We start from the raw sequence: 21,449 nt of genomic DNA, 5'->3' as shown, positions 1-21,449 counted from the left end.
GTGCGCGGCTTCGGTGCGCGGTCGTCAGCCGCGCACGGCGGACGGGGCCGAAGCCGTCGACCCGCGGACGACCAGCTCGGGCATGAAGACGAACTCGGAGTGCGGGGCGGGAGTGCCCCCGACCTCTTCGAGCAGCGCGCGGACCGCGGCCTGCCCCATCGCCTGCACGGGCTGTCGAATGGTGGTCAGCGGCGGATCGGTGAACGCTATGAGGGGAGAGTCGTCGAAACCGACGACGGAGACGTCCCTGGGGACGTCGAGCCCCTGCTGCCGTGCGGCCCGGATCGCGCCGAGCGCCATCATGTCGCTCGCGCAGACCACCGCCGTGCAGCCGCGGGAGATCAGAGCCCCGGCCGCGGCCTGGCCGCCCTCAAGGGTGTAGAGGGAGTGCTGGATCAGCGCCTCGGACTCCTCGAAGCCGAGGCCGAGCCGCTCCTCCATGCCCTGCTGGAAGCCCTCTATCTTGCGGAGCACCGGCACGAACCGCTTCGGTCCGACGGCGAGCCCGATCCTGGTGTGCCCGAGCGCGGCCAGGTGCGTCACCGCGAGCCGCATCGCGGCCCGGTCGTCGGGGGAGACGAAGGGCGCCTGCACCTTGGGGGAGAAGCCGTTGAGGAGGACGTACGGGACACCCTTGCCGCGCAGCTGGTCGTAGCGCGTCATGTCGGCGGTGGTGTCGGCGTGCAGTCCGGAGACGAAGATGATGCCGGCGACGCCCCGCTCGACCAGCATGTCGGTGAGCTCGTCCTCGGTGGACCCGCCGGGGGTCTGGGTGGCGAGCACCGGGGTGTATCCCTGCCGGGTCAGGGCCTGCCCGATGACCTGCGCGAGCGCGGGGAAGATCGGGTTGTCCAGTTCGGGGGTGATGAGGCCGACGAGGCCCGCGCTGCGCTGGCGCAGTCGTACGGGCCGCTCGTAGCCGAGCACGTCGAGCGCGGCAAGAACGGATTCACGGGTGGCCCCGGCCACACCGGGCTTGCCGTTGAGCACGCGGCTGACTGTGGCCTCACTGACCCCCGCCTGGGCTGCGATGTCGGAGAGCCGCGCGGTCATGAGGATGGACTGTACCGGTCACGGGGCGTATTGCCCACCGCACGGGTGAGGTACGGGTGATGCAAGCCACTCCGCAAGCTCTTGCAGGATTTGCGGGGCGTGCGTGGTGCGTTCAGGGCGTGCGTGCGGGGCCGTGCGGCGCGCGAGGGGCGTGTGTCAGCTGCTGTCAAGCGATTCAACGGCAACCTTCGGGACACGTGGATGTAACGATCCCCGGTCCTTGCAGAAAGTTCTCGCAAGCTCTTTCGGCTCGTTTTCATCCCTGTTACGTTCCTGGCAACCCGGAGCGCCGCGAGGGAGCGGTCGCATGAGGAAGGTTCCAGCCCCTCGTCCCCCCGGGATCAGTTGAAGGAGTTCACATGCGGCGTGGCATAGCGGCCACCGCGCTGGTCGCTGCCCTGGGCGTGACCCTGGCGGCGTGCGGGAGTGACAGCGGTTCGGACGGCGGCTCGAAGAGCTCGGGCGAGCTCTCCGGCACCGTGACCTGGTGGGACACCTCCACGGTCGGCTCCGAGGACAAGGTCTTCAAGAAGGTCGCCGAGGACTTCAAGAAGAAGCACCCGAAGGTCACCGTCAAGTACGTGAACGTGCCGTTCGGTGAGGCGCAGAACAAGTTCAAGAACGCCGCGCAGTCCGGCTCCGGCGCCCCCGACGTCATCCGCTCCGAGGTCGCCTGGACCCCCGAGTTCGCGGACCTCGGCTACCTGGCCCCGCTCGACGGCACCCCGGCCCTCAAGAACGCGGACGACTTCCTGGAGCAGGCCGCGGCCTCCACCAAGTACAACGGCAAGACCTACGCCGTCCCGCAGGTCATCGACTCCATGGGCATCTTCTACAACAAGAAGATCTTCAAGGAGGCCGGCGTCCAGGTCCCCAAGACCATCGACGAGCTCAAGACCGTCTCCGCCGCGATCAAGAAGAAGACCGGCAACCCCGGCCTCTACCTGCGCGGCGACGACGCCTACTGGTTCCTCTCCTTCCTCTACGGCGAGGGCGGCGACCTCGTCGACGCCGACAAGAAGCAGATCACCGTCGACAACCCGGCCGGTGTGAAGGGCTTCAAGGTCGTCAAGGACCTGGTGGACTCCGGTGCCGCCAAGACCGACGCCACCGACGGCTGGAACAACATGCAGACCGCCTTCAAGGAAGGCAAGGTCGCGATGATGATCAACGGCCCGTGGGCCGTCGCCGACACCTACGCCGGCAAGGAGTTCACCGACAAGGCGAACCTGGGCATCGCCCCGGTCCCCGCCGGTTCGGCCGGCCAGGGCGCCCCGCAGGGCGGTCACAACCTCGCCGTCTACGCGGGCTCCAAGAACCTCGACGCGTCCTACGCCTTCGCCGAGTACATGACCTCGGTCGAGACCCAGGCGACGGTCGCCAAGGAGCTCAGCCTGCTCCCGACCCGTGAGTCCGTCTACATCAAGCCGGACGTCGCGACCAACGAGTTGATCGGCTTCTTCAAGCCGGTCGTCGACAAGGCCATCGAGCGCCCCTGGATCCCGGAGACCGGCAGCCTCTTCGCGCCGCTCGTCACCGAGTACACCAAGGTCCTCACCGGCCAGACCACCCCGGACGCGGGAGCCAAGGCGACGGGCGACGCCTACCGCAAGCTCCTGAAGGACTGGAAGTAACAGGAAGGCAGGCCGGCTGATGGCTGTGGACACCCCCAGCCAGTCGGTGGTGAAGGCCGCGGGCGACAGCGTCGCCCGCGGCCGGAGCCGCGGAACTGGCAAGCGCAGGAGCGTCAGGAAGCGCTCCCTCGCCACCCACTGGTACGCCTGGGCGATGATCGCCCCGGTGACGATCGTGATCGCGGTGATCATCGGCTATCCGCTGGTCCGCGGCGTCTACCTGTCGCTGACCGACGCCAATGAGCGGAACGTCGCGCGGTCGATCGGCGTCAACGAGATCCCGGCCACCTACGAGTTCGTCGGCCTGGACAACTACACCGACGCGCTCACCGGCGGCCAGTTCCTCTCCACCCTGGGCTGGACGCTGCTGTGGACGGTGTCCTGCGTCTCGGTCACCTTCGCGCTCGGCCTCACCCTCGCCAACGTCCTCAACCGCAAGATCGCCGGCCGCTCCTTCTACCGGCTGCTGCTGATCCTGCCCTGGGCCGTGCCCGGCTTCGTCTCCGTCTTCGCCTGGCGCTTCCTCTACAACCAGGACAACGGTCTCCTCAACAAGATCCTCGCGGGCGGCGGCATCGACGCCGTGCCGTGGCTGAACGACCCCACCTGGGCCAAGTTCTCGGTCATCCTCGTCAACGTCTGGCTCGGCGTGCCGTTCATGATGGTCGCCCTCCTCGGCGGGCTCCAGTCCATCCCCGGCGAGCTGTACGAGGCCGCCGAGATGGACGGCGCCAACGCCTGGCAGCGCTTCCGGCACATCACCATGCCCGGCCTGAGCTCGGTGTCGACGACGGTGGTCCTGCTCTCCACCATCTGGACCTTCAACATGTTCCCGGTGATCTTCCTGCTCACCCGGGGCGGGCCCGGCGAGGCCACCCAGATCCTCGTCACCCAGGCGTACAAGTTCTCCTTCGAGGTCAGTCCGCGCGACTTCGCCCAGTCCTCCACCTGGGGCGTGCTCATCCTGGTCCTCCTGATGCTCTTCGCCGCGGTCTACCGGCGAGTCCTCCGCAAGCAGGGAGAAGTCTGGTGACGACCACGACCCCCACCCCCCAGGCCGTCGCCAACACGCCGCTCCGCGGCCGCCGTTCGCCGATCGCCTCGGTCGCCCTGCACGTCACCCTGATCGTGGCGTCCGTGATCGCCGTCTTCCCCGTGCTGTGGGTCCTGCTGACCTCGCTCAAGCCGGCCAAGTACGCGATCACCACGGACTTCTTCAAGGAGACGACGCTCGAGAACTACACGAACCTGCTGAACGACACCCCGTTCCTCACCTGGTTCGCCAACTCGCTGCTCGTCGCCGGTCTCACCACCGTCGTCGGCGTCTTCATCTCCGCCACCACGGGCTACGCCGTCAGCCGCTTCCGCTTCCCCGGCAAGCGCGGCCTGATGTGGACGCTGCTCATCACCCAGATGTTCCCGGTCGCCGTCCTGATCGTGCCGATCTACAACATCATGGCGTCGATGGGCCTGCTCAACCAGCCGGTCGGCCTGGTCATCACGTACCTGACCATCGCCGTCCCGTTCTGCGCGTGGATGATGAAGGGCTTCTTCGACACCATCCCGCGCGAGATCGACGAGTCCGGCTACGTCGACGGCCTCACGCCCTTCGGCACCTTCTGGCGGCTGATCCTGCCGCTCGCCAAGCCGGGCATCGCGGTCACCGCGTTCTACTCGTTCATCACCGCCTGGGGCGAGGTCGCCTACGCCTCCGCCTTCATGGTCGGCGACGAGAACCTCACGCTCGCCGGCGGACTCCAGAAGTTCGTCAACCAGTACGGCGCCCAGTGGGGCCCGATGGCCGCGGCCTCCGTGCTCATCGCCATCCCCGCGGCCCTGGTGTTCCTCTTCGCCCAGCGCCACCTCGTCACCGGCATGTCCGCCGGTGCCGTCAAGGGCTGACGGCCCTGAGCCCGCCCTCTGTACGCACCTCTGTACGCACCTCCTTACCTCCCAGGGAAGACATGACCCAGCATCTCGCCACCCCGGCCGACGCCCCGACCACCGGCACGCACACGGGCTGGTGGAGAGACGCGGTGATCTACCAGGTCTACCCGCGCAGCTTCGCCGACGGCAACGGCGACGGCATGGGCGACCTGGAGGGAATCCGCAGCCGGCTGCCGTACCTCAAGGAACTCGGCGTCGACGCCGTCTGGCTCTCCCCGTTCTACGCCTCGCCGCAGGCCGACGCCGGATACGACGTCGCCGACTACCGGGCCATCGACCCCATGTTCGGCTCGCTCCTCGACGCCGACGCCGTGATCCGCGACGCCCACGCCCTGGGCCTGCGCATCATCGTCGACCTGGTCCCCAACCACTCCTCCGACCAGCACGAGTGGTTCCAGCGCGCGCTGCGCGAGGGCCCCGGGTCGGTCCTGCGCGAGCGCTACCACTTCCGCCCCGGCAAGGGCGAGAACGGCGAACTGCCGCCCAACGACTGGGAGTCCATCTTCGGCGGCCCGGCATGGACGCGCACCGAGAACCCGGACGGCACCCCCGGCGACTGGTACCTCCACCTCTTCGCCCCGGAGCAGCCCGACTTCAACTGGGAACACCCCGCCGTCCGCGACGAGTTCCGCTCGATCCTGCGCTTCTGGCTCGACATGGGCGTCGACGGCTTCCGCGTCGACGTCGCCCACGGCCTCGTCAAGGCCGAGGGCCTGCCCGACCTCGGCGCCCACGACCAGCTGAAGCTGCTCGGCAACGACGTCATGCCCTTCTTCGACCAGGACGGCGTCCACGAGATCTACCGCTCCTGGCGGAAGGTGCTCTCCGAGTACGACGGCGAGCGCGTCCTCGTCGCCGAGGCCTGGACCCCGACCGTCGAGCGCACCGCCCACTACGTGCGCCCCGACGAGATGCACCAGGCCTTCAACTTCCAGTACCTGGGCACCCACTGGGACGCCGCCGAGCTGCGCCGCGTCATCGACGAATCGCTGGAGGCGATGCGCCCGGTCGGCGCGCCCACCACCTGGGTGCTCTCCAACCACGACGTCACCCGGCACGCCACCCGCTTCGCCAACCCGGCGGGCCTCGGCACCCAGCTCCGCGAGCCCGGCGACCGCGAACTCGGCCTGCGCCGCGCCCGCGCCGCCACCCTGCTGATGCTGGCGCTGCCCGGCTCGGCGTACGTCTACCAGGGCGAGGAGCTCGGCCTGCCCGACGTCACCGACCTGCCCGACGAGGTCCGCCAGGACCCGTCGTTCTGGCGGGCGTCCGGCCAGGACGGCTTCCGCGACGGCTGCCGGGTCCCGATCCCGTGGACCGTCGAGGGCAGCTCGTACGGCTTCGGCGACGGCGGCTCCTGGCTGCCGCAGCCCACCACCTGGGGCGGTCTGAGCGTCGAGGCGCAGACCGGCGACCCCGGCTCCACCCTGGAGCTGTACCGCAGCGCCCTCGCCGTGCGGCGGGCGCAGCCCGGACTCGGTGCGGGCGAGACCGTCGAGTGGCTGGAGGCACCCGAGGGTGTGCTCTCCTTCCGCCGCGACGGCTTCGCCTGCATCGCCAACACCACCGGCCGGGCCATCTCCGTCCCGCTGCCCGGCCGGTTCCTTCTCTCCAACGAGGAGATCTCGATCGTCGACGATGAGGCGGTCCTGCCCGCCGACACCACCGCCTGGTGGGCGGTGTGACGATCCCCCTGCCGCGGGGCGCCGGGAACGGCGCCCCGCGGCTCGCGGACATCGCGGCCCAGTCCGGGGTCAGCGAGGCCACCGTCAGCCGCGTCCTCAACGGCAAGGCGGGGGTGGCCGGCGCGACCCGGCACAAGGTGCTCGCGGCGCTCGACGTGCTCGGCTACGAGCGCCCCGTACGGCTGAAACGGCGCAGCGCGGGGCTCGTCGGGCTCGTCGTGCCCGAGCTGACCAACCCGATCTTCCCGGCGTTCGCGCAGGTCGTCGAGCAGGTCCTGGCCGGGCACGGCTACACCCCGGTGCTCTGCACCCAGATGCCCGGCGGCGCCACCGAGGACGAGCTCGTCGAGCAGCTCGTGGAGCGCGGGGTGGCCGGCATCGTCTTCCTCTCCGGACTGCACGCGGACGCCTCCGCCGACCCGGCCCGCTACGCCCGGCTGACCGCCCGGGGCGTGCCGTACGTCCTCATCAACGGCTACAACGAGCACATCGACGCCAACTTCGTCTCCCCGGACGACCGGGCCGCCGCCCGGATGGCCGTGCGGCATCTGGTCGAGCTGGGGCACGAGCGGATCGGTCTCGCCATCGGCCCCACCCGCTACGTGCCCTCGCGCCGTAAGGCCGAGGGCTTCACCGCCGAGCTGTACGAGCTCCTCGGTGTCGAACGCGCCGACGCGGAACGGTTCATCAGACCCACGCTCTTCGGAGTCGAGGGCGGGCACGCGGCCGCCGACATCCTGCTCCGCGAGGGCTGCACCGGCATCGTCTGCGGCTCCGACCTGATGGCGCTCGGCGTGATCCGCGCCGTCCGCGCCCAGGGCCTCGACGTGCCCGGGGACGTCTCCGTCGTCGGCTTCGACGACTCGCCGCTGATCGCCTTCACCAGCCCTCCGCTGTCCACCGTGCGCCAGCCCGTCCAGGCCATGGCGACGGCGGCCGTCGGCGCGCTCCTGGAGGAGATCGAGGGAAACCCCGTGCAGCGCACGGAGTTCGTCTTCCAGCCGGAGCTGGTGGTCCGCGGCTCCACGGCGCAGCCGCCCGCCCGCGCCGCGCTGCCGCAAGTCCTTACGTAACAACTTGCGTTGCGGTGTCCGGAGGGTTGACCGGGCGTCGGGGCACTCGTACGGTCACGGCTGAAAACAGTTGCTGAAGTTTTCGGCAACTTCTTGCGACAGTGAAGTCAGCAGGAGGAATCATGGCCAGAAGAACCGTGGCCGCTGCACTCGCCCTCGTGGCGGGAGCTGCCGCTGTGGCCGTCACGGGAAACGCCCCGGCGCAGGCCGCCCCGCCCGGCGAGAAGGACGTCACCGCGGTGATGTTCGAGTGGAACTTCGCCTCGGTGGCCCGGGAGTGCACCGACCGCCTCGGCCCCGCCGGATACGGATACGTCCAGGTCTCCCCGCCCCAGGAACACCTCCAGGGCGGCCAGTGGTGGACCTCGTACCAGCCCGTCAGTTACAAGATCGCCGGACGTCTCGGCGACCGCACCGCCTTCAAGAGCATGATCGACACCTGCCACGCGGCCGGCGTCAAGGTCGTCGCCGACTCCGTCATCAACCACATGGCGAACGGCTCCGGTACGGGAACGGGCGGGACCCCGTTCTCCAAGTACGACTACCCGGGCCTCTACTCCGGCTCCGACATGGACGACTGCCGCGCGACGATCTCCAACTACCAGGACCGGGGCAACGTCCAGAACTGCGAACTGGTCCAGCTCCCCGACCTCGACACCGGCGAGGACCACGTCCGCGGGAAGATAGCCGGCTACCTCAACGACCTGCTCTCCCTCGGCGTCGACGGCTTCCGCGTCGACGCCGCCAAGCACATGCCGGCCGCCGACCTCGCCAACATCAAGTCGCGGCTCACCAACCCCGGCGTGTACTGGAAGCTGGAGGCCATCCACGGCGCAGGCGAGGCCGTCTCCCCGAGCGAGTACCTCGGCAGCGGAGACGTCCAGGAGTTCCGCTACGCCCGCGACCTCAAGCGCGTCCTGCAGAACGAGAAGCTCGCCTACCTCAAGAACTTCGGCGAGGCCTGGGGCTACATGCCCTCCGGCCAGTCCGGCGTCTTCGTCGACAACCACGACACCGAGCGCGGCGGCGACACCCTCTCCTACAAGGACGGCGCGAACTACACCCTCGCCTCCGTCTTCGCGCTCGCCTGGCCCTACGGCTCCCCGGACGTCCACTCCGGCTACGAGTGGACCGACAAGGACGCGGGACCGCCCAACGGCGGCCAGGTCAACGCCTGTTACACCGATGGCTGGAAGTGCCAGCACGCCTGGCGCGAGATCTCCTCCATGGTCGCCTTCCGCAACACCGCACGCGGCCAGGCCGTCACCGGCTGGTGGGACAACGGCAACAACGCGATCGCGTTCGGCCGCGGCACCAAGGCGTACGTGGCCATCAACCACGAGACCTCGGCGCTCACCCGCACCTTCCAGACCTCGCTGCCCGCCGGCACCTACTGCAACGTCCAGTCGAACACGCCCGTGACGGTGAACGGATCCGGCCAGTTCACGGCCACCCTCGGCGCCAACACCGCCCTGGCCCTGCACGTGAACGCGATGAACTGCGGCGGCGCGACCCCGACCACGCCGCCGACGACCCCGCCCGCCACCTCGGGCGCGGCCTTCAACGTCACCGCCACCACCGTGCCCGGCCAGGACGTCTACGTCACCGGCAGCCGCGCCGAACTCGGCACCTGGTCCCCGGCCGCCGCCCTCAAGCTCGACCCGGCCACGTACCCCGTCTGGAAGCTCACCGTCGGCCTGCCCGCCGGAACGGCCTTCGAGTACAAGTACATCCGCAAGGACGCCGCCGGGAACGTCACCTGGGAGTCCGGCGCCAACCGCACCGCGACCGTCCCCGCCTCCGGCCAGGTCGTCGTGAACGACACCTTCCGCAGCTGACCCTCCGCACCCGCAGGGCCGCCCCCACCCGGGGCGGCCCTCCCACCCGTACCCCCGTCCCTCCTCCAGGGAGCACCCCCGTGACACGCAAGAGAACGGCGGTCGCACTGGCCGCCGCCCTGTGCGCCGCCCTCGTGCCGGCCGTCCCCGCGGCCGCCGCGCCCAGGCCCCCGGCCCCGCCCTCCGACCGGGCGCTCGCGGCCGAGCCCGCCCGCCAGGACCTCACCCGCGAGCAGTTCTACTTCGTCCTGCCCGACCGCTTCGCCAACGGCGACACCTCCAACGACCGGGGCGGCCTCACCGGCAGCCGGACACAGACCGGTTTCGACCCCACCGACAAGGGCTTCTACCAGGGCGGCGACCTCAAGGGCCTCACGGAGCGGCTCGACTACATCAAGGGCCTCGGCACCACCGCCATCTGGATGGCGCCGATCTTCAAGAACCGGCCCGTGCAGGGAGAGGGCAAGGACGCCTCCGCCGGCTACCACGGCTACTGGATCACCGACTTCACCCAGGTCGACCCGCACTTCGGGACGAACGAGGACCTGGAGAGGCTGATCGCGGCCGCCCACCGCAAGGGCATGAAGGTCTTCTTCGACGTCATCACCAACCACACCGCCGACACCGTCGACTACGCCGAGCAGAAGTACGGCTACCGCCCCAAGGGCGCCTACCCGTACCTCGGCAAGGACGGCCGCCCCTTCGACGACCGCGAGGCCCTCGGCAAGGTCGACCGGGACTCCTTCCCGTACACCCCCGTCGCCTCCACGGAGAAGGCGGACACCAAGGTCCCGGCCTGGCTCAACGACCCCACGATGTACCACAACCGGGGCGACTCCACCTGGGTCGGCGAGTCCGCCGAGTACGGCGACTTCGTCGGCCTCGACGACCTGTGGACCGAGCGCCCCGAGGTCGTCGACGGCATGCGGAAGATCTACGAGAAGTGGGTCCGCGACTTCAAGATCGACGGCTTCCGCATCGACACCGTCAAGCACGTCGACCTCGACTTCTGGACCCAGTGGGCCACCGCCCTCGACGCCTACGCCAAGAAGCAGGGCCGCGAGGACTTCTTCATGTTCGGCGAGGTCTACTCCGCCGACACCACCGTCACCTCCCCGTACGTCACCCGGGGCCGGCTCGACGCCACCCTCGACTTCCCCTTCCAGGACGCCGCCCGCGCCTTCGCCTCCCAGGGCGCCGGCGCCGACCGCCTCGCCAAGGTCTTCGCCGAGGACTACCTGTACACCACCGACAAGGCCAACGCCTACGAGCAGGTGACCTTCCTCGGCAACCACGACATGGGCCGCATCGGCACCTTCCTCAAGCAGGACAACCCGAACGCCTCCGACACCGAACTCGTCCGCCGGGCCACCCTCGCCAACGAGCTCATGTTCCTGTCCCGCGGCAACCCGGTGATCTACTACGGCGACGAGCAGGGCTTCACCGGCCCCGGCGGCGACAAGGACGCCCGCCAGACCCTCTTCGCCTCCAAGACCGCCGACTACCTCGACGACGACCAGCTCGGCACCGACCGCACCCACGCCACCGACGCGTACGACACGAAGCACCCCGTCTACGCCTCCGTCGCCGAACTGTCCCGCCTCACGAAGGCCCACCCGGCCCTCCGCGACGGCATCCAGCAGGAGCGGCTCGCCGAGGGCTCCGTCTACGCCTTCTCCCGCACGGACGCGAAGACGCGGACCGAGTACCTCGTCGCCACCAACAGCGCCACCACGGACAAGACCGTCACCGTCCCCGTCGACTCCGCGGACTTCCGTGCCCTGTACGGGGGTCAGGGCGCCGTCGCCGCGAAGGACGGCAAGGTCACCGTCACCGTCCCCGCCCTCTCCTCCCTGGTCCTCAAGGCCGACCGCGCCCTCCCGGCCCCGGCCACCGGACCCACCCTGTCCCTGGACGCCCCGGCCGCCGGCGCCACCGGCACCGTCGAGCTCAGCGCCGACGTCACCGGCGGCGGCCTCAACCGGGTCGTCTTCGCCGCCCAGGTCGGCAACGGCCGCTGGCAGACCCTCGGCACCGCCGACCACGCCCCCTACAAGGTCACCCAGCACGTGACCGCCGCCGCCGGAACCGCCCTGCGCTACAAGGCCGTCGCCGTCGACAGCGCCGGCCGCACCGCGAGCGCCACCGCCACCACCACCGCCGGACAGGTCCCCGCACCCGAGAAGCCCGTCGCCGTCGAGCGGACGTACGCCGTCGTGCACTACAAGCGCGAGGACGGGAACTACGACGGCTGGACCCTGAAGGCCGCGGGCCAGGAGGCCGCGTTCACCGGCCGCGACGCCCACGGCGCCTTCGCCTGGGTCAAGGTCCCCGAAGGCGCCTCCACCGTCGCGTACACCGTCGAGAAGGACGGCGCCGCCGACGGCCCCCAGCGGAGCATCACCCTCGGCCGCACCGGCGAGGTCTGGATCACACAGGGCCAGGACGGCCAGTCCGACACCGCCCCCGCACCCGCCCCGCAGGACAAGACCAAGGCCGTCATCCACTACCAGCGGCCCGACGGCGACTACGACGGCTGGGGCCTGCACACCTGGACCGGCGCCGCCCAGCCCACCGACTGGTCCAAGCCCCTCCTGCCGGTCCGCGTCGACGCGTACGGCGCCGTCTACGAGGTGCCGCTCACCGAGGGCGCGACCTCCCTCTCGTACATCCTCCACAAGGGCGACGAGAAGGACCTGCCCACCGACCAGTCCCTCGACCTCGCCACCTACGGCCACGAGATCTGGGCACTCTCCGGACAGCCCAAGTACCTGCTCCCGACCGTCGGCGGCGCCCCGAACCTCGACCTCGGCAAGGCCGAGGCCCAGTGGCTCGACCGGAACACCGTCGTCTGGAAGGTCAAGGCCACCGAGGCCACCAGCCAGCAGCTCGTGTACGCGAAGGACGGCGGGATCACCGTCACCGACGGCGCCCTGAACACCGAGGGCCAGTGGCTCCGGCTCAACCAGACCGCCCTCACCGACGCCCAGAAGGCGAAGTACCCGCACCTCAAGGAGTACCCGGCCTTCACCGTCGACCCGCGCGACACCGACCGGGTCCGCGACTCCCTGCGCGGACAGCTCGTCGCCACCCAGCGCGCCGCCAACGGCGCCCTGCTCGCCGCCACCGGCGTGCAGACCGCCGGAGTCCTCGACGACCTGTACGCGAAGAAGGCCACCGGCGCCGCCCTCGGCCCCGTCTTCCGCGGCGGAAAGGTCGGGCTCTCCGTGTGGGCCCCCACCGCGCAGTCCGTGGCCCTCGAACTCGACGGCCGGACCGTGCCCATGCGGCGCGACGACACCTCCGGCGTCTGGTCCGTCACCGGCCCCACGTCCTGGACCGGCAAGCCGTACCGCTACGTGGTGAAGGTCTGGGCCCCCACCGTCCAGAAGGTCGTCACCAACAAGGTCACCGACCCCTACTCCACCGCCCTCACCACCGACTCCGCCCGCAGCCTCGCCGTCGACCTCACCGACCCGAAGCTCGCCCCGGCCGGCTGGCGCGGCCTGAAGAAGCCGGCCGCCGTGCCGCTGCGCGACGCCCAGATCCAGGAACTCCACATCCGTGACTTCTCCGTCGCGGACCCGACGGCGAAGGCCGACCACCGGGGCACCTACCTCGCCTTCACGGACAGGACGAGCAAGGGCTCGAAGCACCTGCGCGACCTCGCCGCCTCCGGCACCTCCTACGTCCACCTCCTCCCGGCCTTCGACATCGGCACCATCCCCGAGAAGAAGTCCGACCGGACCGAGCCCGCCTGCGACCTGAAGGTCTACGCCCCCGACTCCGAGGAGCAGCAGGCCTGCGTGGCCGCCGCCGCGGCCAAGGACGCCTACAACTGGGGCTACGACCCGCTGCACTACACCGTCCCCGAGGGCTCCTACAGCACCGACCCCGAAGGCACCCGCCGCACGGTCGAGTTCCGGCAGATGGTCCAGGCCCTCAACGGCAACGGCCTGCGCACCGTCATGGACGTCGTCTACAACCACACCGTCGCCGCCGGACAGTCCGACAAGTCCGTCCTCGACCGGATCGTCCCCGGCTACTACCAGCGCCTCCAGGCCGACGGCACCGTCGCCACCTCCACCTGCTGCGCCAACACCGCACCCGAGAACGCGATGATGGGCAAGCTCGTCGTCGACTCCCTCGTCACCTGGGCCAAGGACTACAAGGTCGACGGCTTCCGCTTCGACCTCATGGGCCACCACCCCAAGGCCAACATCCTCGCCGTGCGCAAGGCACTCGACGAGCTGACCCTCGCCGAGGACGGCGTCGACGGCAAGGCGATCATCCTCTACGGCGAGGGCTGGAACTTCGGCGAGATCGCCGACGACGCCCGCTTCGTCCAGGCCACCCAGAAGAACATGGCCGGCACCGGCATCGCGACCTTCTCCGACCGGGCCCGCGACGCCGTCCGCGGCGGCGGCCCCTTCGACGAGGACCCCGGCGTCCAGGGCTTCGCCTCCGGCCTCTTCACCGACCCCAACACGTCCACCGCCAACGGCACCCCGGAGCAGCAGAAGGCCCGGCTCCTCCACTACCAGGACCTCATCAAGGTCGGCCTGACCGGCAACCTCGCCGACTACTCCTTCACCGACACCTCCGGCCGTACGGTCAAGGGCAGCCAGGTCGACTACAACGGCGCCCCCGCCGGATACGCCGCCGCCCCCGGCGAGGCCCTCGCCTACGCCGACGCCCACGACAACGAGACCCTCTACGACGCGCTCGCCTTCAAGCTCCCGGCGGGCACGCCGGCCGCGGACCGGGCCCGTATGCAGGTCCTCGCCATGGCCACCGCGACCCTCTCGCAGGGCCCGGCGCTCTCCCAGGCGGGCTCGGACCTGCTGCGCTCCAAGTCCCTCGACCGCAACTCCTACGACAGCGGCGACTGGTTCAACGCGATCCACTGGGACTGCGGCGACGGCAACGGCTTCGGCCGCGGCCTCCCGCCGGCCCCCGACAACAAGGCCAAGTGGGGCTACGGAAAGCCGCTCCTGGTGAACCCGGCCCTGAGCGTCGGCTGCGCGCAGATCGACGGCGCCTCCGCCGCGTACCGCGACCTCCAGAAGATCCGTACCACCGAGCCGGCCTTCTCCCTCGCGACCGCGGGCCAGGTGCAGGACGCCCTGTCCTTCCCGCTCTCGGGCCACGAGGAGACTCCGGGCGTGATCACGATGCGCCTGGGCGACCTGGTGGTGGTCTTCAACGCGAGCACGCGGCAGCAGACGCAGCGCGTCTCCGGCCTGGCCGGGACGTCGTACGTTCTGCACCCGGTACAGGCGAACGGTTCCGACACGGTCGTGAAGGCGTCGTCCTACGCGCCGGGTTCGGGCACCTTCACGGTCCCGGCGCGGACGGTGGCGGTCTTCACGGCGAAGTGACGCCCCCACCCGTCGGACCCGGGGCGAGCGACCGCTCCATCAGGGTCACCCCGTAGCGCGTGCCGTCGGCGGCGAGCTTTCCCGGCTCCTCGCCGACGGCACGGTAACCCGCGGCCTCGTAGTACGTACGGAGCCGCGGGTTGTTCGACAGACAGTCCAGCCGCGCGACCGACCGCCCGCCGGCCGCGACACGGCCCTCGGCGTGCGCGAGCAGCGCCCGCCCGGTCCCGGCGGGCGCTGATCCCCGGTCCGTCATCAGCCGGTGGACGTACCCGGCCACCGGTGGCTGCGGGCCCCAGGCCTGCTCGTCCTCCCACCACAGCTCGTACGCGCCGACGGCAAGGCCGTCGTGGGACGCCAGCCACACCTCACCGACGGCGACCCGCTCGCGGAAGTGATCGGCGCTCTTCCCACCGGGCTTCCACTGGTCGATCCCGCTCCGCAGCATCCAACGGGCCGCGCCGTCGTACATTCCCGCCAGAAGGTCCACGTCGCGGGTGTCCGCCTGCCGGAAGGTCACTTGTGCCGTCATGACGATCACCGTAAAGGTGTGGCCAGACATCCGACAGCCGTATCCCTCTGGCCGGGAGTGCCCCATGCCGCAGATCACCGTCGACCACTCCGCGCCCCTCGACCGGCGCGGCTTCGCGCTCGCCCTGCACCCGCTCGTCGTGAAGACGGTCGACACGACGCTCGACGCCTGCAAGACCCGGTTCCGCGAGGTCGACGAGACGGTCGTCGGGGACGGCTCGGCCGAGGACGTCCTCGTCCACGTCGAGATCGCCCTGCTGCCGGGGCGCCCGGACGAGCTCAAGGGGCGCCTCGCGGAGGCGGTCCTCGCCCTCCTCCCGGAGTACCTCAAGGCGACCGACGGGGTCCGCCTCTCGGTCGAGATCCGCGACCTGGAAGCGTCCTACCGCAAGCGCTGATCGGGTACGGAGGGCGCCTCGGGGGAGACCGCGGGCACCAGCGCGACGAGCCGGGCCACCAGCTCCCCGAAGGGGCCGTCGGCCGGCTCGTCCGCGAGGATGCCGACCAGGATCTCCGCCATGTCCGCGTCGTACGCGGCGCTCACCGCGGCGAGCGCCGCGAAGTCGTGCACGAGCTGCAACTCCAGTTCGGCACGCGGGACCCGGCGGCCGTCCAGCCAGATCAGCGCCGTCGACTCGGCGAGCGACACCCAGGAACGCACGATCAACTCGAGCCTGGCCGAGGGCTTCTCGACCCCGAGATGGGCGAGGATCTGCACGTACGCGGCGTGCCGCACCTCGTCGATCATCGCGTTCGTCGTGGAGGAACCCACCGCGGGCCCGCCCCGCATCAGCGCCGCGAACCCCGGCCCGTGGTCGTCGACGAAGTCGAAGAACCGGCCCATCACCCGCAACAGCCGCGCCCCCAGCGGCCCCTGCGGCGGCTCCACGAACCTGGCCGCCAACTCGTCGGCCGCGCGCCGGAGGGCCGCCTCGTAGAGGCTCTGCTTGCCGGGGAAGTAGTGGTAGACCAGCGGCCGCGAGATCCCCGCGGCCGCGGCGATCTCGTCGATGGACACCTCGTCGGGAGAGCGGTGGCTGAAGAGTTCGAGGGCCACCCCGATCAACTGCTGCTTGCGCTCCTCGACGCCCATCCTGCGGCGTACCCCGGTCGTCATACGAACAGCCTAACGTCGTCCGATACGCTCCTGCCCCATGAGCGCTTCCGACCAGGACACCCCGGCCGTCAAGGCCACCGAGGCCCCGGAGGCCCCCGAGGCCGAAGAGGCCGACACCATACGCGAGGAGACCTCCGCCGAGGGCCCGAAGGCGGCCGCGGCCGACGAGGCCGCGGCGGACGCGGCGGACGCGGCGGACGCGGCGGACGCGGTGGACGCGGCGGACGCGGCGGACGCGGCGGATGAACTCGACGAGGCGGACGAGGCGGACGAGGCCGACGAGGTCGACGCGGACGACGAACTCGACGAGGACGACGAACTCGACGAGGACGACGACGCCGCCGTGGACGGCCTCACGCCCAAGCAGGCCCGGCGCATCCGCGTCGCCGTCGCCTCCGTGCTGCTCGTCGCGATGGCCGTCGTCCTGGTGATCCGGCTCGCGAGCCGGACGTCCGTCCTGGTCGTCGGGGTGTACGGACTCGCGATGATCCTCTGCGGGATCGTGATCGAGCTCTCCCGCAACGGCCGTACGCGGCTCGGCACCTGGCTCCTGGTGGGAGGCCTCCTCGCCGCGCTGGCCCTCGACTGGCTGGTCCTGCCCTAACCCCTGGCTCTCAGAGGTCGAGGACGAGCCGCTTTCCCGCGCAGCGCGAGACGCAGATCAGCATCGAGTCGTCCCGCTCGGCGTCGGTGAGCAGCTCGTCCCGGTGGTCGATCTCGCCCTCCAGGACCCGCTGTCGGCAGGTCCCGCAGAAGCCCTGCCGGCAGGAGTACATGAGGCCCGGGACCTCCTCGCGGACCGCCGCGAGGACCGACTGGTCCGCCGCCACCCGCACGGTGCGTCCGGAGCGGCGCAGCTCGACCTCGAAGGCCGTGCCGCCGGTCGTCGCGGCGGCCGAGAAGCGTTCGAGGCGCGGGGTCACGCCCTCCGGCATCGCCGCCGTCACGGCGTCCATGAGCCCGTCGGGGCCGCAGCAGTAGACGGGGGTCCCGGCCGGTACGCCGGCGAGGAAGCCCAGGTCGGGGAGGCCGGACTCGTCCTCGGCGACGACGGTCACCCGGTCCCCGGCAGCGCCCAGCGCCTCGATCTCCGCCAGGTACGGCATGGTGGCGCGGCTGCGCCCGCAGTACACGAGCCGCCAGTCCGCCCCGGCCGCCTCGGCGGCGCGCAGCATCGGCAGGACCGGCGTGATGCCGATGCCGCCGGCGACGAAGACGTACGCGGGGGAGTCCACGAGCGGGAAGCGGTTGCGCGGGCCCCGGATCTCGATCTCCACGCCCTCGTGGAGCTGCTCGTGGACCTCGCGCGAGCCGCCCCGGCCGCCCTGACCGGTCCCGATCAGCCGGGTCGCGACGGTGTACGTGGTGGGGTCGGCCGGGTCGCCGCAGAGCGAGTACTGCCGGACGAGCCCGGAGGGCAGGACGAGGTCGATGTGCGCGCCGGGCTGCCAGGCGGGCAACCCGCGTCCCGCCAGGCGCAGTTCGACGACCCCGTCGGCCGGTGTGGCGCGCGAGGCGACGAGGACCTTGCGGGGGACGGTGCTGCCCCGGCCGTAGCCGGACACGGGCTCGTCGAGGGCGGGCATCGGCCACAGCGGGGCGGTCGTCATCCGGCTGCGGACGGCGCGGCGGACGAGCAGCGCGGCCCCGGCGACGAGGGCGACGGTGGTGAACCGGGGCATCAGTGGCCTCCGTTGGCGCCGGGGGAGGAGGCCAGGTAGGCCATCGCCTGCGCGGTGTCACCCTCCTGGGAGGGGTGGTAGGCGCGGCTCAGGTAGCGGGGTATCGAGCGCAGCATGTCCGGGGTGGAGGGCAGCACGCCCTGCCGGCCCTTGCGGACGAACTGGCCCAAGGAGGCCTTGCCGTCGAGGAGGGTGGGGTCGTTCTCCATGAAGAAGCGGACGCCCCGCTGCCACAGGAAGACGAGCGCGGAGAACGCGAGCGCCCAGGTGCGGGCGCGGCGCCGGTAGCCGCCGTCGAGGTGCATGAACAGCTCGAAGGCGACCGAGCGGTGCTCGACCTCCTCCGCGCCGTGCCAGCGCAGCAGGTCGAGCATGGTGGGGTCGGCGCCGACCCGGTCGAGCTCGTCGGCGTTGAGCACCCAGTTGCCGAGGAAGGCCGTGTAGTGCTCGATCGCGGCGATCATCGCGACCCGCTCCATCAGCCACCAGCGGCGCGGCCGGCCCGGCGGCAGGGTCCGGTCCCCGAGGAGCTTCTCGAAGAACCAGTCGACCTGTGCGGTGTACGGGGTCGGGTCGAGGCCCTGCTCCCGGAGATGGGGCAGGACGTCGTCGTGGGCCTGGGAGTGGATGGCCTCCTGGCCGATGAAGCCGATGACGTCCGCGCGCAGCCGGTCGTCGGTGATGTACGGCAGCGCCTGCTTGTAGACGTGCACGAACCAGCGCTCGCCGGCCGGGAGCAGCAGGTGCAGCACGTTGATGGTGTGCGTGGTGAAGGGATCGCCGGGTACCCAGTGGAGCGGAGTCTCCTCCCAGTCGAAGGAGACCTTTCGGGCCTTGAGCTCGACGTGCTCCGACGCCACCGGTGCAGGCTGCGTATTAGACATGGCGTCAATGTACTGAGGGGTAGCGCGGTGGCGACAGAGGTGTGCACGGTCTTTCTGCCCGCGGGGGAGGAGACGCGCCCGCACCTCCCCCACCCGGCTCACGCATCACCTCAGAGCGCGCACCCGCGTCCCGTCCGGCAGGGTGCCGTCGAGGTCGGCGCGGGCCCCGGCCGCGGCCTTCACCGCCAGCAGCGGCCCGTCGGACCGGCCCTTCACCCCGCCGGAGGTCTCCAGGGCGGCGAAGTCCGGACTCCCGGCGGCCAGCACGTACCAGCCACCGCCGGGCGCCTGCCAGAGCACCCCGGCCAGAACCCTGGGGTCGCGCACACCGCAGGCGGGCGACCCCTCGGAACGGGCCGCGAGCGCCGCGGGCACGGTGGGCGACGGGACCAGGAACTGGGCGAGGACCCGGCTGCCCGTCCCGCGCCAGGTCTCCGCGCGGGTGCACAGCCAGGTGCCGCGCCCGGCGCCCTCGGGCAGGGGCTGCCGGGCGAACCGCCAGGCGTTCACGGACCGGACGCCGTGGGCCCGTACCGCCGACAGCTGGCACGCGGTCCGCGCCCAGGCCTCGCGCGCCTCGGGGTTCGTGGCGTCGGCGGGTGCGGCGGGCGGCCCCCAGAGGAGCCGGGCGGGCGTGAGCTCCCCGAGGTCGGCGAGCATCCGGAGCCCGGAACCGTCCCGCACCTGAAGGGTGTTCCAGCGGGTGCAGCCCTTCGCGAGCGCGGGACTGGTCATCGGCTCGGTCACCCCGCCGGCGTCGCGGCCCAGCGGCCTCGCGTCCTCGCCGGGCGAGAGGAGATCCCGTACGGCGGTCTCCCTCACCCAAGGAGCCGTCAGATAGCGGACGTTCCCGGCCGCGCGGGACAGGACGAGCGCGGCCGAGCCGACGGTGTCGGCCCCGTCGGTCCGCGCGAAGTCGAGCGCGGCACCGGCCGTACCCCCGACGGGCTCCGCGTACCGCACGGCCCGCAGCCCGTCGTGGAGGAGCACCACCCGGGCCCCGTCGACCACCCCGGCGAACAGCAACTGGGGCGGCCCCATGGGCGGCCCGACCGGCGTCCCCGGCGTGGCCGAGGACCGCACGGACGCACCGGGCCGGGCCCACACGGCGAGCGCCCGCCGCAGCAGCGCGCGGTCCCCGGTGAGCGCACCGCGCGCGGGCCACACGGAGAAGTCCTGCCGGGTGGAACCGGGCCAGACGGCCGGACCGACCCGCCTGAGGGCCCCGGGGTCGAGCGCGGCCTCGGCGGCGGGGTTACGGGCGTACGAGGGCGCAGCAGCACCGTTTCTGCCCCACCCGTCCCCGGGCAACCCGAGCAGCGCCCCGCACACGAGCAACGCGGCGACGGCGACGATCCCGGCCCGCGCGTGCTGCCGCCGCCGCAACAGATCGGTGGGCCGCGCCTGCAGCGCACAGGGATCGAACTCGTCGGACTCGAGCAGGGCGACACCACTGCGGCGACGACCGGGACCGAAGGCGTGCCGGGCCGGCGGGACGGCCTGGGGGCGCTTGCCGACTGCGGGTTCGGTGCCGCGACCCGTGGTGCCTCCGCCCGCGCCTCCGCGCGTGCCTGCTCCTGCGCCCGCGCTTCCGCGCGTGCCTGCTCCTGCGCCCGCGCCTCCGCGCGTGCCTGCTCCTCCGCCCGTGCCCGTGCCCGCGCCTGCTCCTGCTCCTGCTCCCGCGCCTCCGGCTCCGCTCCGGTCGGGCTGTTCGCCCACTCGGTCGCTGCGGCCGTGCGGCCCCGCACCTGCGGCGTCGGCGCGGTTCGCGGACCCGGCACCGCCGTCGGAACGGGTGCCGGCCGGGCCCCCCGGTCCCGCACCCGACCGCAAGCCCTCGCGGCCACCGGTCCCGCCCCGGCCTGGTCCCCCCTGCTCGCCGGCCCTGCCCGCAGCGCCGGCCCCGCCCCCGCCCCCGGCCGGGGCCGGGGGAAGCGTCCCGTCCGGTCCGTCACCCGGCGTCTCCGGCCCCTCCTCCAGCGCGTCCGCCTCCAGCGCGTCCGCCTCCGCCAGCGCCGACGTCGGGTCCTCCACCCCCGCCGCCGCCAGCACCCGCAGGACCTCCGCGTCGCCCTGGCGCTCCAGGCCCCGCAGGACGTACGCCGCACGGCCCGGCCCGGAGAGCCGGGACAGCCGCTGGTCCAGGGCGAGTTCGTCCGCGCCCCCCACCCGGGGGAACAACCGCAGCCCCCACACGTGCGGCAGCAGCGGCGGGAACTGCGCCCGGCGCGGCAGCGCGAGGCGCCGCAACGGCAGTCCCGCGACGAGCGCCTGCCGCAGCACCTCACCCCGTACGTACGCGTACCCGGGATCGACCGCGTCCTCCGCGAGCCGCGGCTCCGGCGCGGCCGGACCCGCGACCCGGCGGCGCGGCAGCGAACGCTGGACGAGCGCGTGCGCGGTCAGCACCCGGCGGTTGCGGCCGAGCGACGGCGGCAGCACGAGGTAGGCGATGCGGACGAGACGCGGATAGCGCTCGACGAGCGCGGCCTCGGCCTGCTCGACGTCGACGGGGCCCACGGGCGGGGGAACGAGATCCTTGGTGCTCACATTCAGCAGAACGAGCGATTCTTCCGATGGTCACCCCGGCGGCCCGGACGGAGACGTTGCGGCCGGCTCCGCGG

The 21,449-nt window shown here is 71.7% G+C and carries 15 protein-coding genes; 9 read left to right on the top strand and 6 right to left on the bottom strand.

Going from position 1 to position 21,449, the window contains the following annotated elements:
* Positions 1-24: 24 nt before the first annotated feature.
* Positions 25-1,053 (bottom strand): LacI family DNA-binding transcriptional regulator, encoded by a 1,029-nt coding sequence (locus E0F75_RS30490; RefSeq protein ID WP_229314178.1) that lies wholly within the window; start codon positions 1,051-1,053, stop codon positions 25-27.
* Positions 1,054-1,412: 359 nt separating this feature from the next.
* Here E0F75_RS30490 and E0F75_RS30485 point away from each other — a divergent pair, with 359 nt between their 5' ends.
* From E0F75_RS30485 to pulA, 7 genes are all read left to right on the top strand, one after another.
* Positions 1,413-2,687 carry an extracellular solute-binding protein gene (locus tag E0F75_RS30485; protein ID WP_229314177.1) on the top strand — a complete coding sequence of 425 codons (1,275 nt, stop codon included), beginning with the start codon at positions 1,413-1,415 and terminating at the stop codon, positions 2,685-2,687.
* A 19-nt stretch (positions 2,688-2,706) separates the two neighbouring features.
* Positions 2,707-3,720 carry a carbohydrate ABC transporter permease gene (locus E0F75_RS30480; protein ID WP_229314176.1) on the top strand — a complete coding sequence of 338 codons (1,014 nt, stop codon included), beginning with the start codon at positions 2,707-2,709 and terminating at the stop codon, positions 3,718-3,720.
* Positions 3,714-4,589, top strand: a complete 876-nt coding sequence (locus tag E0F75_RS30475) for a carbohydrate ABC transporter permease (RefSeq protein ID WP_267499772.1) — start codon at positions 3,714-3,716, stop codon at positions 4,587-4,589. Before E0F75_RS30480 ends, E0F75_RS30475 begins: the two co-directional genes overlap by 7 nt.
* A gap of 62 nt (positions 4,590-4,651) precedes the next feature.
* The gene (locus E0F75_RS30470; RefSeq protein ID WP_229314174.1) at positions 4,652-6,319 is read left to right on the top strand and encodes a glycoside hydrolase family 13 protein; all 1,668 of its coding nucleotides are present in this window, start codon (positions 4,652-4,654) and stop codon (positions 6,317-6,319) included.
* The gene (locus E0F75_RS30465) at positions 6,307-7,392 is read left to right on the top strand and encodes a LacI family DNA-binding transcriptional regulator (protein WP_229314173.1); all 1,086 of its coding nucleotides are present in this window, start codon (positions 6,307-6,309) and stop codon (positions 7,390-7,392) included. The genes E0F75_RS30470 and E0F75_RS30465 overlap by 13 nt, the downstream gene beginning before the upstream one ends.
* A 122-nt stretch (positions 7,393-7,514) precedes the next feature.
* On the top strand, positions 7,515-9,230 hold the full coding sequence (locus E0F75_RS30460; protein WP_229314172.1) for a carbohydrate-binding module family 20 domain-containing protein: 1,716 nt from the start codon (positions 7,515-7,517) through the stop codon (positions 9,228-9,230).
* Between the two features lie 80 nt (positions 9,231-9,310).
* Positions 9,311-14,611, top strand: coding sequence for a pullulanase-type alpha-1,6-glucosidase (gene pulA, locus E0F75_RS30455; protein WP_229314171.1), 5,301 nt, complete (start codon positions 9,311-9,313; stop codon positions 14,609-14,611).
* Here the strand turns inward: pulA and E0F75_RS30450 are convergent.
* Positions 14,598-15,143 carry a GNAT family N-acetyltransferase gene (locus tag E0F75_RS30450; protein ID WP_229314170.1) on the bottom strand — a complete coding sequence of 182 codons (546 nt, stop codon included), beginning with the start codon at positions 15,141-15,143 and terminating at the stop codon, positions 14,598-14,600. The genes pulA and E0F75_RS30450 overlap by 14 nt on opposite strands.
* Positions 15,144-15,207: 64 nt before the next feature.
* Here E0F75_RS30450 and E0F75_RS30445 point away from each other — a divergent pair, with 64 nt between their 5' ends.
* The gene (locus E0F75_RS30445; RefSeq protein WP_229314169.1) at positions 15,208-15,540 is read left to right on the top strand and encodes a 5-carboxymethyl-2-hydroxymuconate Delta-isomerase; all 333 of its coding nucleotides are present in this window, start codon (positions 15,208-15,210) and stop codon (positions 15,538-15,540) included.
* Here the strand turns inward: E0F75_RS30445 and E0F75_RS30440 are convergent.
* Positions 15,525-16,259: a TetR/AcrR family transcriptional regulator gene (locus E0F75_RS30440; protein ID WP_229314168.1), complete on the bottom strand. Its 735-nt coding sequence runs from the start codon at positions 16,257-16,259 to the stop codon at positions 15,525-15,527. The two genes, E0F75_RS30445 and E0F75_RS30440, sit on opposite strands and share 16 nt — an antisense overlap.
* A 37-nt stretch (positions 16,260-16,296) precedes the next feature.
* On the opposite strand from E0F75_RS30440, the gene E0F75_RS30435 reads away from it, so the two are divergent.
* Complete coding sequence (locus E0F75_RS30435) at positions 16,297-16,863, top strand: hypothetical protein (RefSeq protein WP_229314167.1); 567 nt, start codon at positions 16,297-16,299, stop codon at positions 16,861-16,863.
* Positions 16,864-16,873: 10 nt separating this feature from the next.
* On the opposite strand, the gene E0F75_RS30430 is transcribed toward E0F75_RS30435, so the two are convergent.
* The 3 genes from E0F75_RS30430 to E0F75_RS30420 form a co-directional block, all read right to left on the bottom strand.
* Positions 16,874-17,941 (bottom strand): PDR/VanB family oxidoreductase, encoded by a 1,068-nt coding sequence (locus E0F75_RS30430; RefSeq protein WP_229314166.1) that lies wholly within the window; start codon positions 17,939-17,941, stop codon positions 16,874-16,876.
* On the bottom strand, positions 17,941-18,825 hold the full coding sequence (locus E0F75_RS30425; RefSeq protein WP_229314165.1) for a metal-dependent hydrolase: 885 nt from the start codon (positions 18,823-18,825) through the stop codon (positions 17,941-17,943). The genes E0F75_RS30430 and E0F75_RS30425 overlap by 1 nt, the downstream gene beginning before the upstream one ends.
* A 105-nt stretch (positions 18,826-18,930) precedes the next feature.
* The gene (locus E0F75_RS30420; protein ID WP_229314164.1) at positions 18,931-21,375 is read right to left on the bottom strand and encodes a hypothetical protein; all 2,445 of its coding nucleotides are present in this window, start codon (positions 21,373-21,375) and stop codon (positions 18,931-18,933) included.
* Positions 21,376-21,449: the final 74 nt, after the last annotated feature.

The organism is Streptomyces sp. CB02980 (genome assembly GCF_014451325.2).
In the GTDB taxonomy this organism is placed as follows: Bacteria; Actinomycetota; Actinomycetes; order Streptomycetales; family Streptomycetaceae; genus Streptomyces.
Note: the sequence above shows the minus strand (reverse complement) of the source record. Positions and strands in the feature narration are given on the sequence as shown.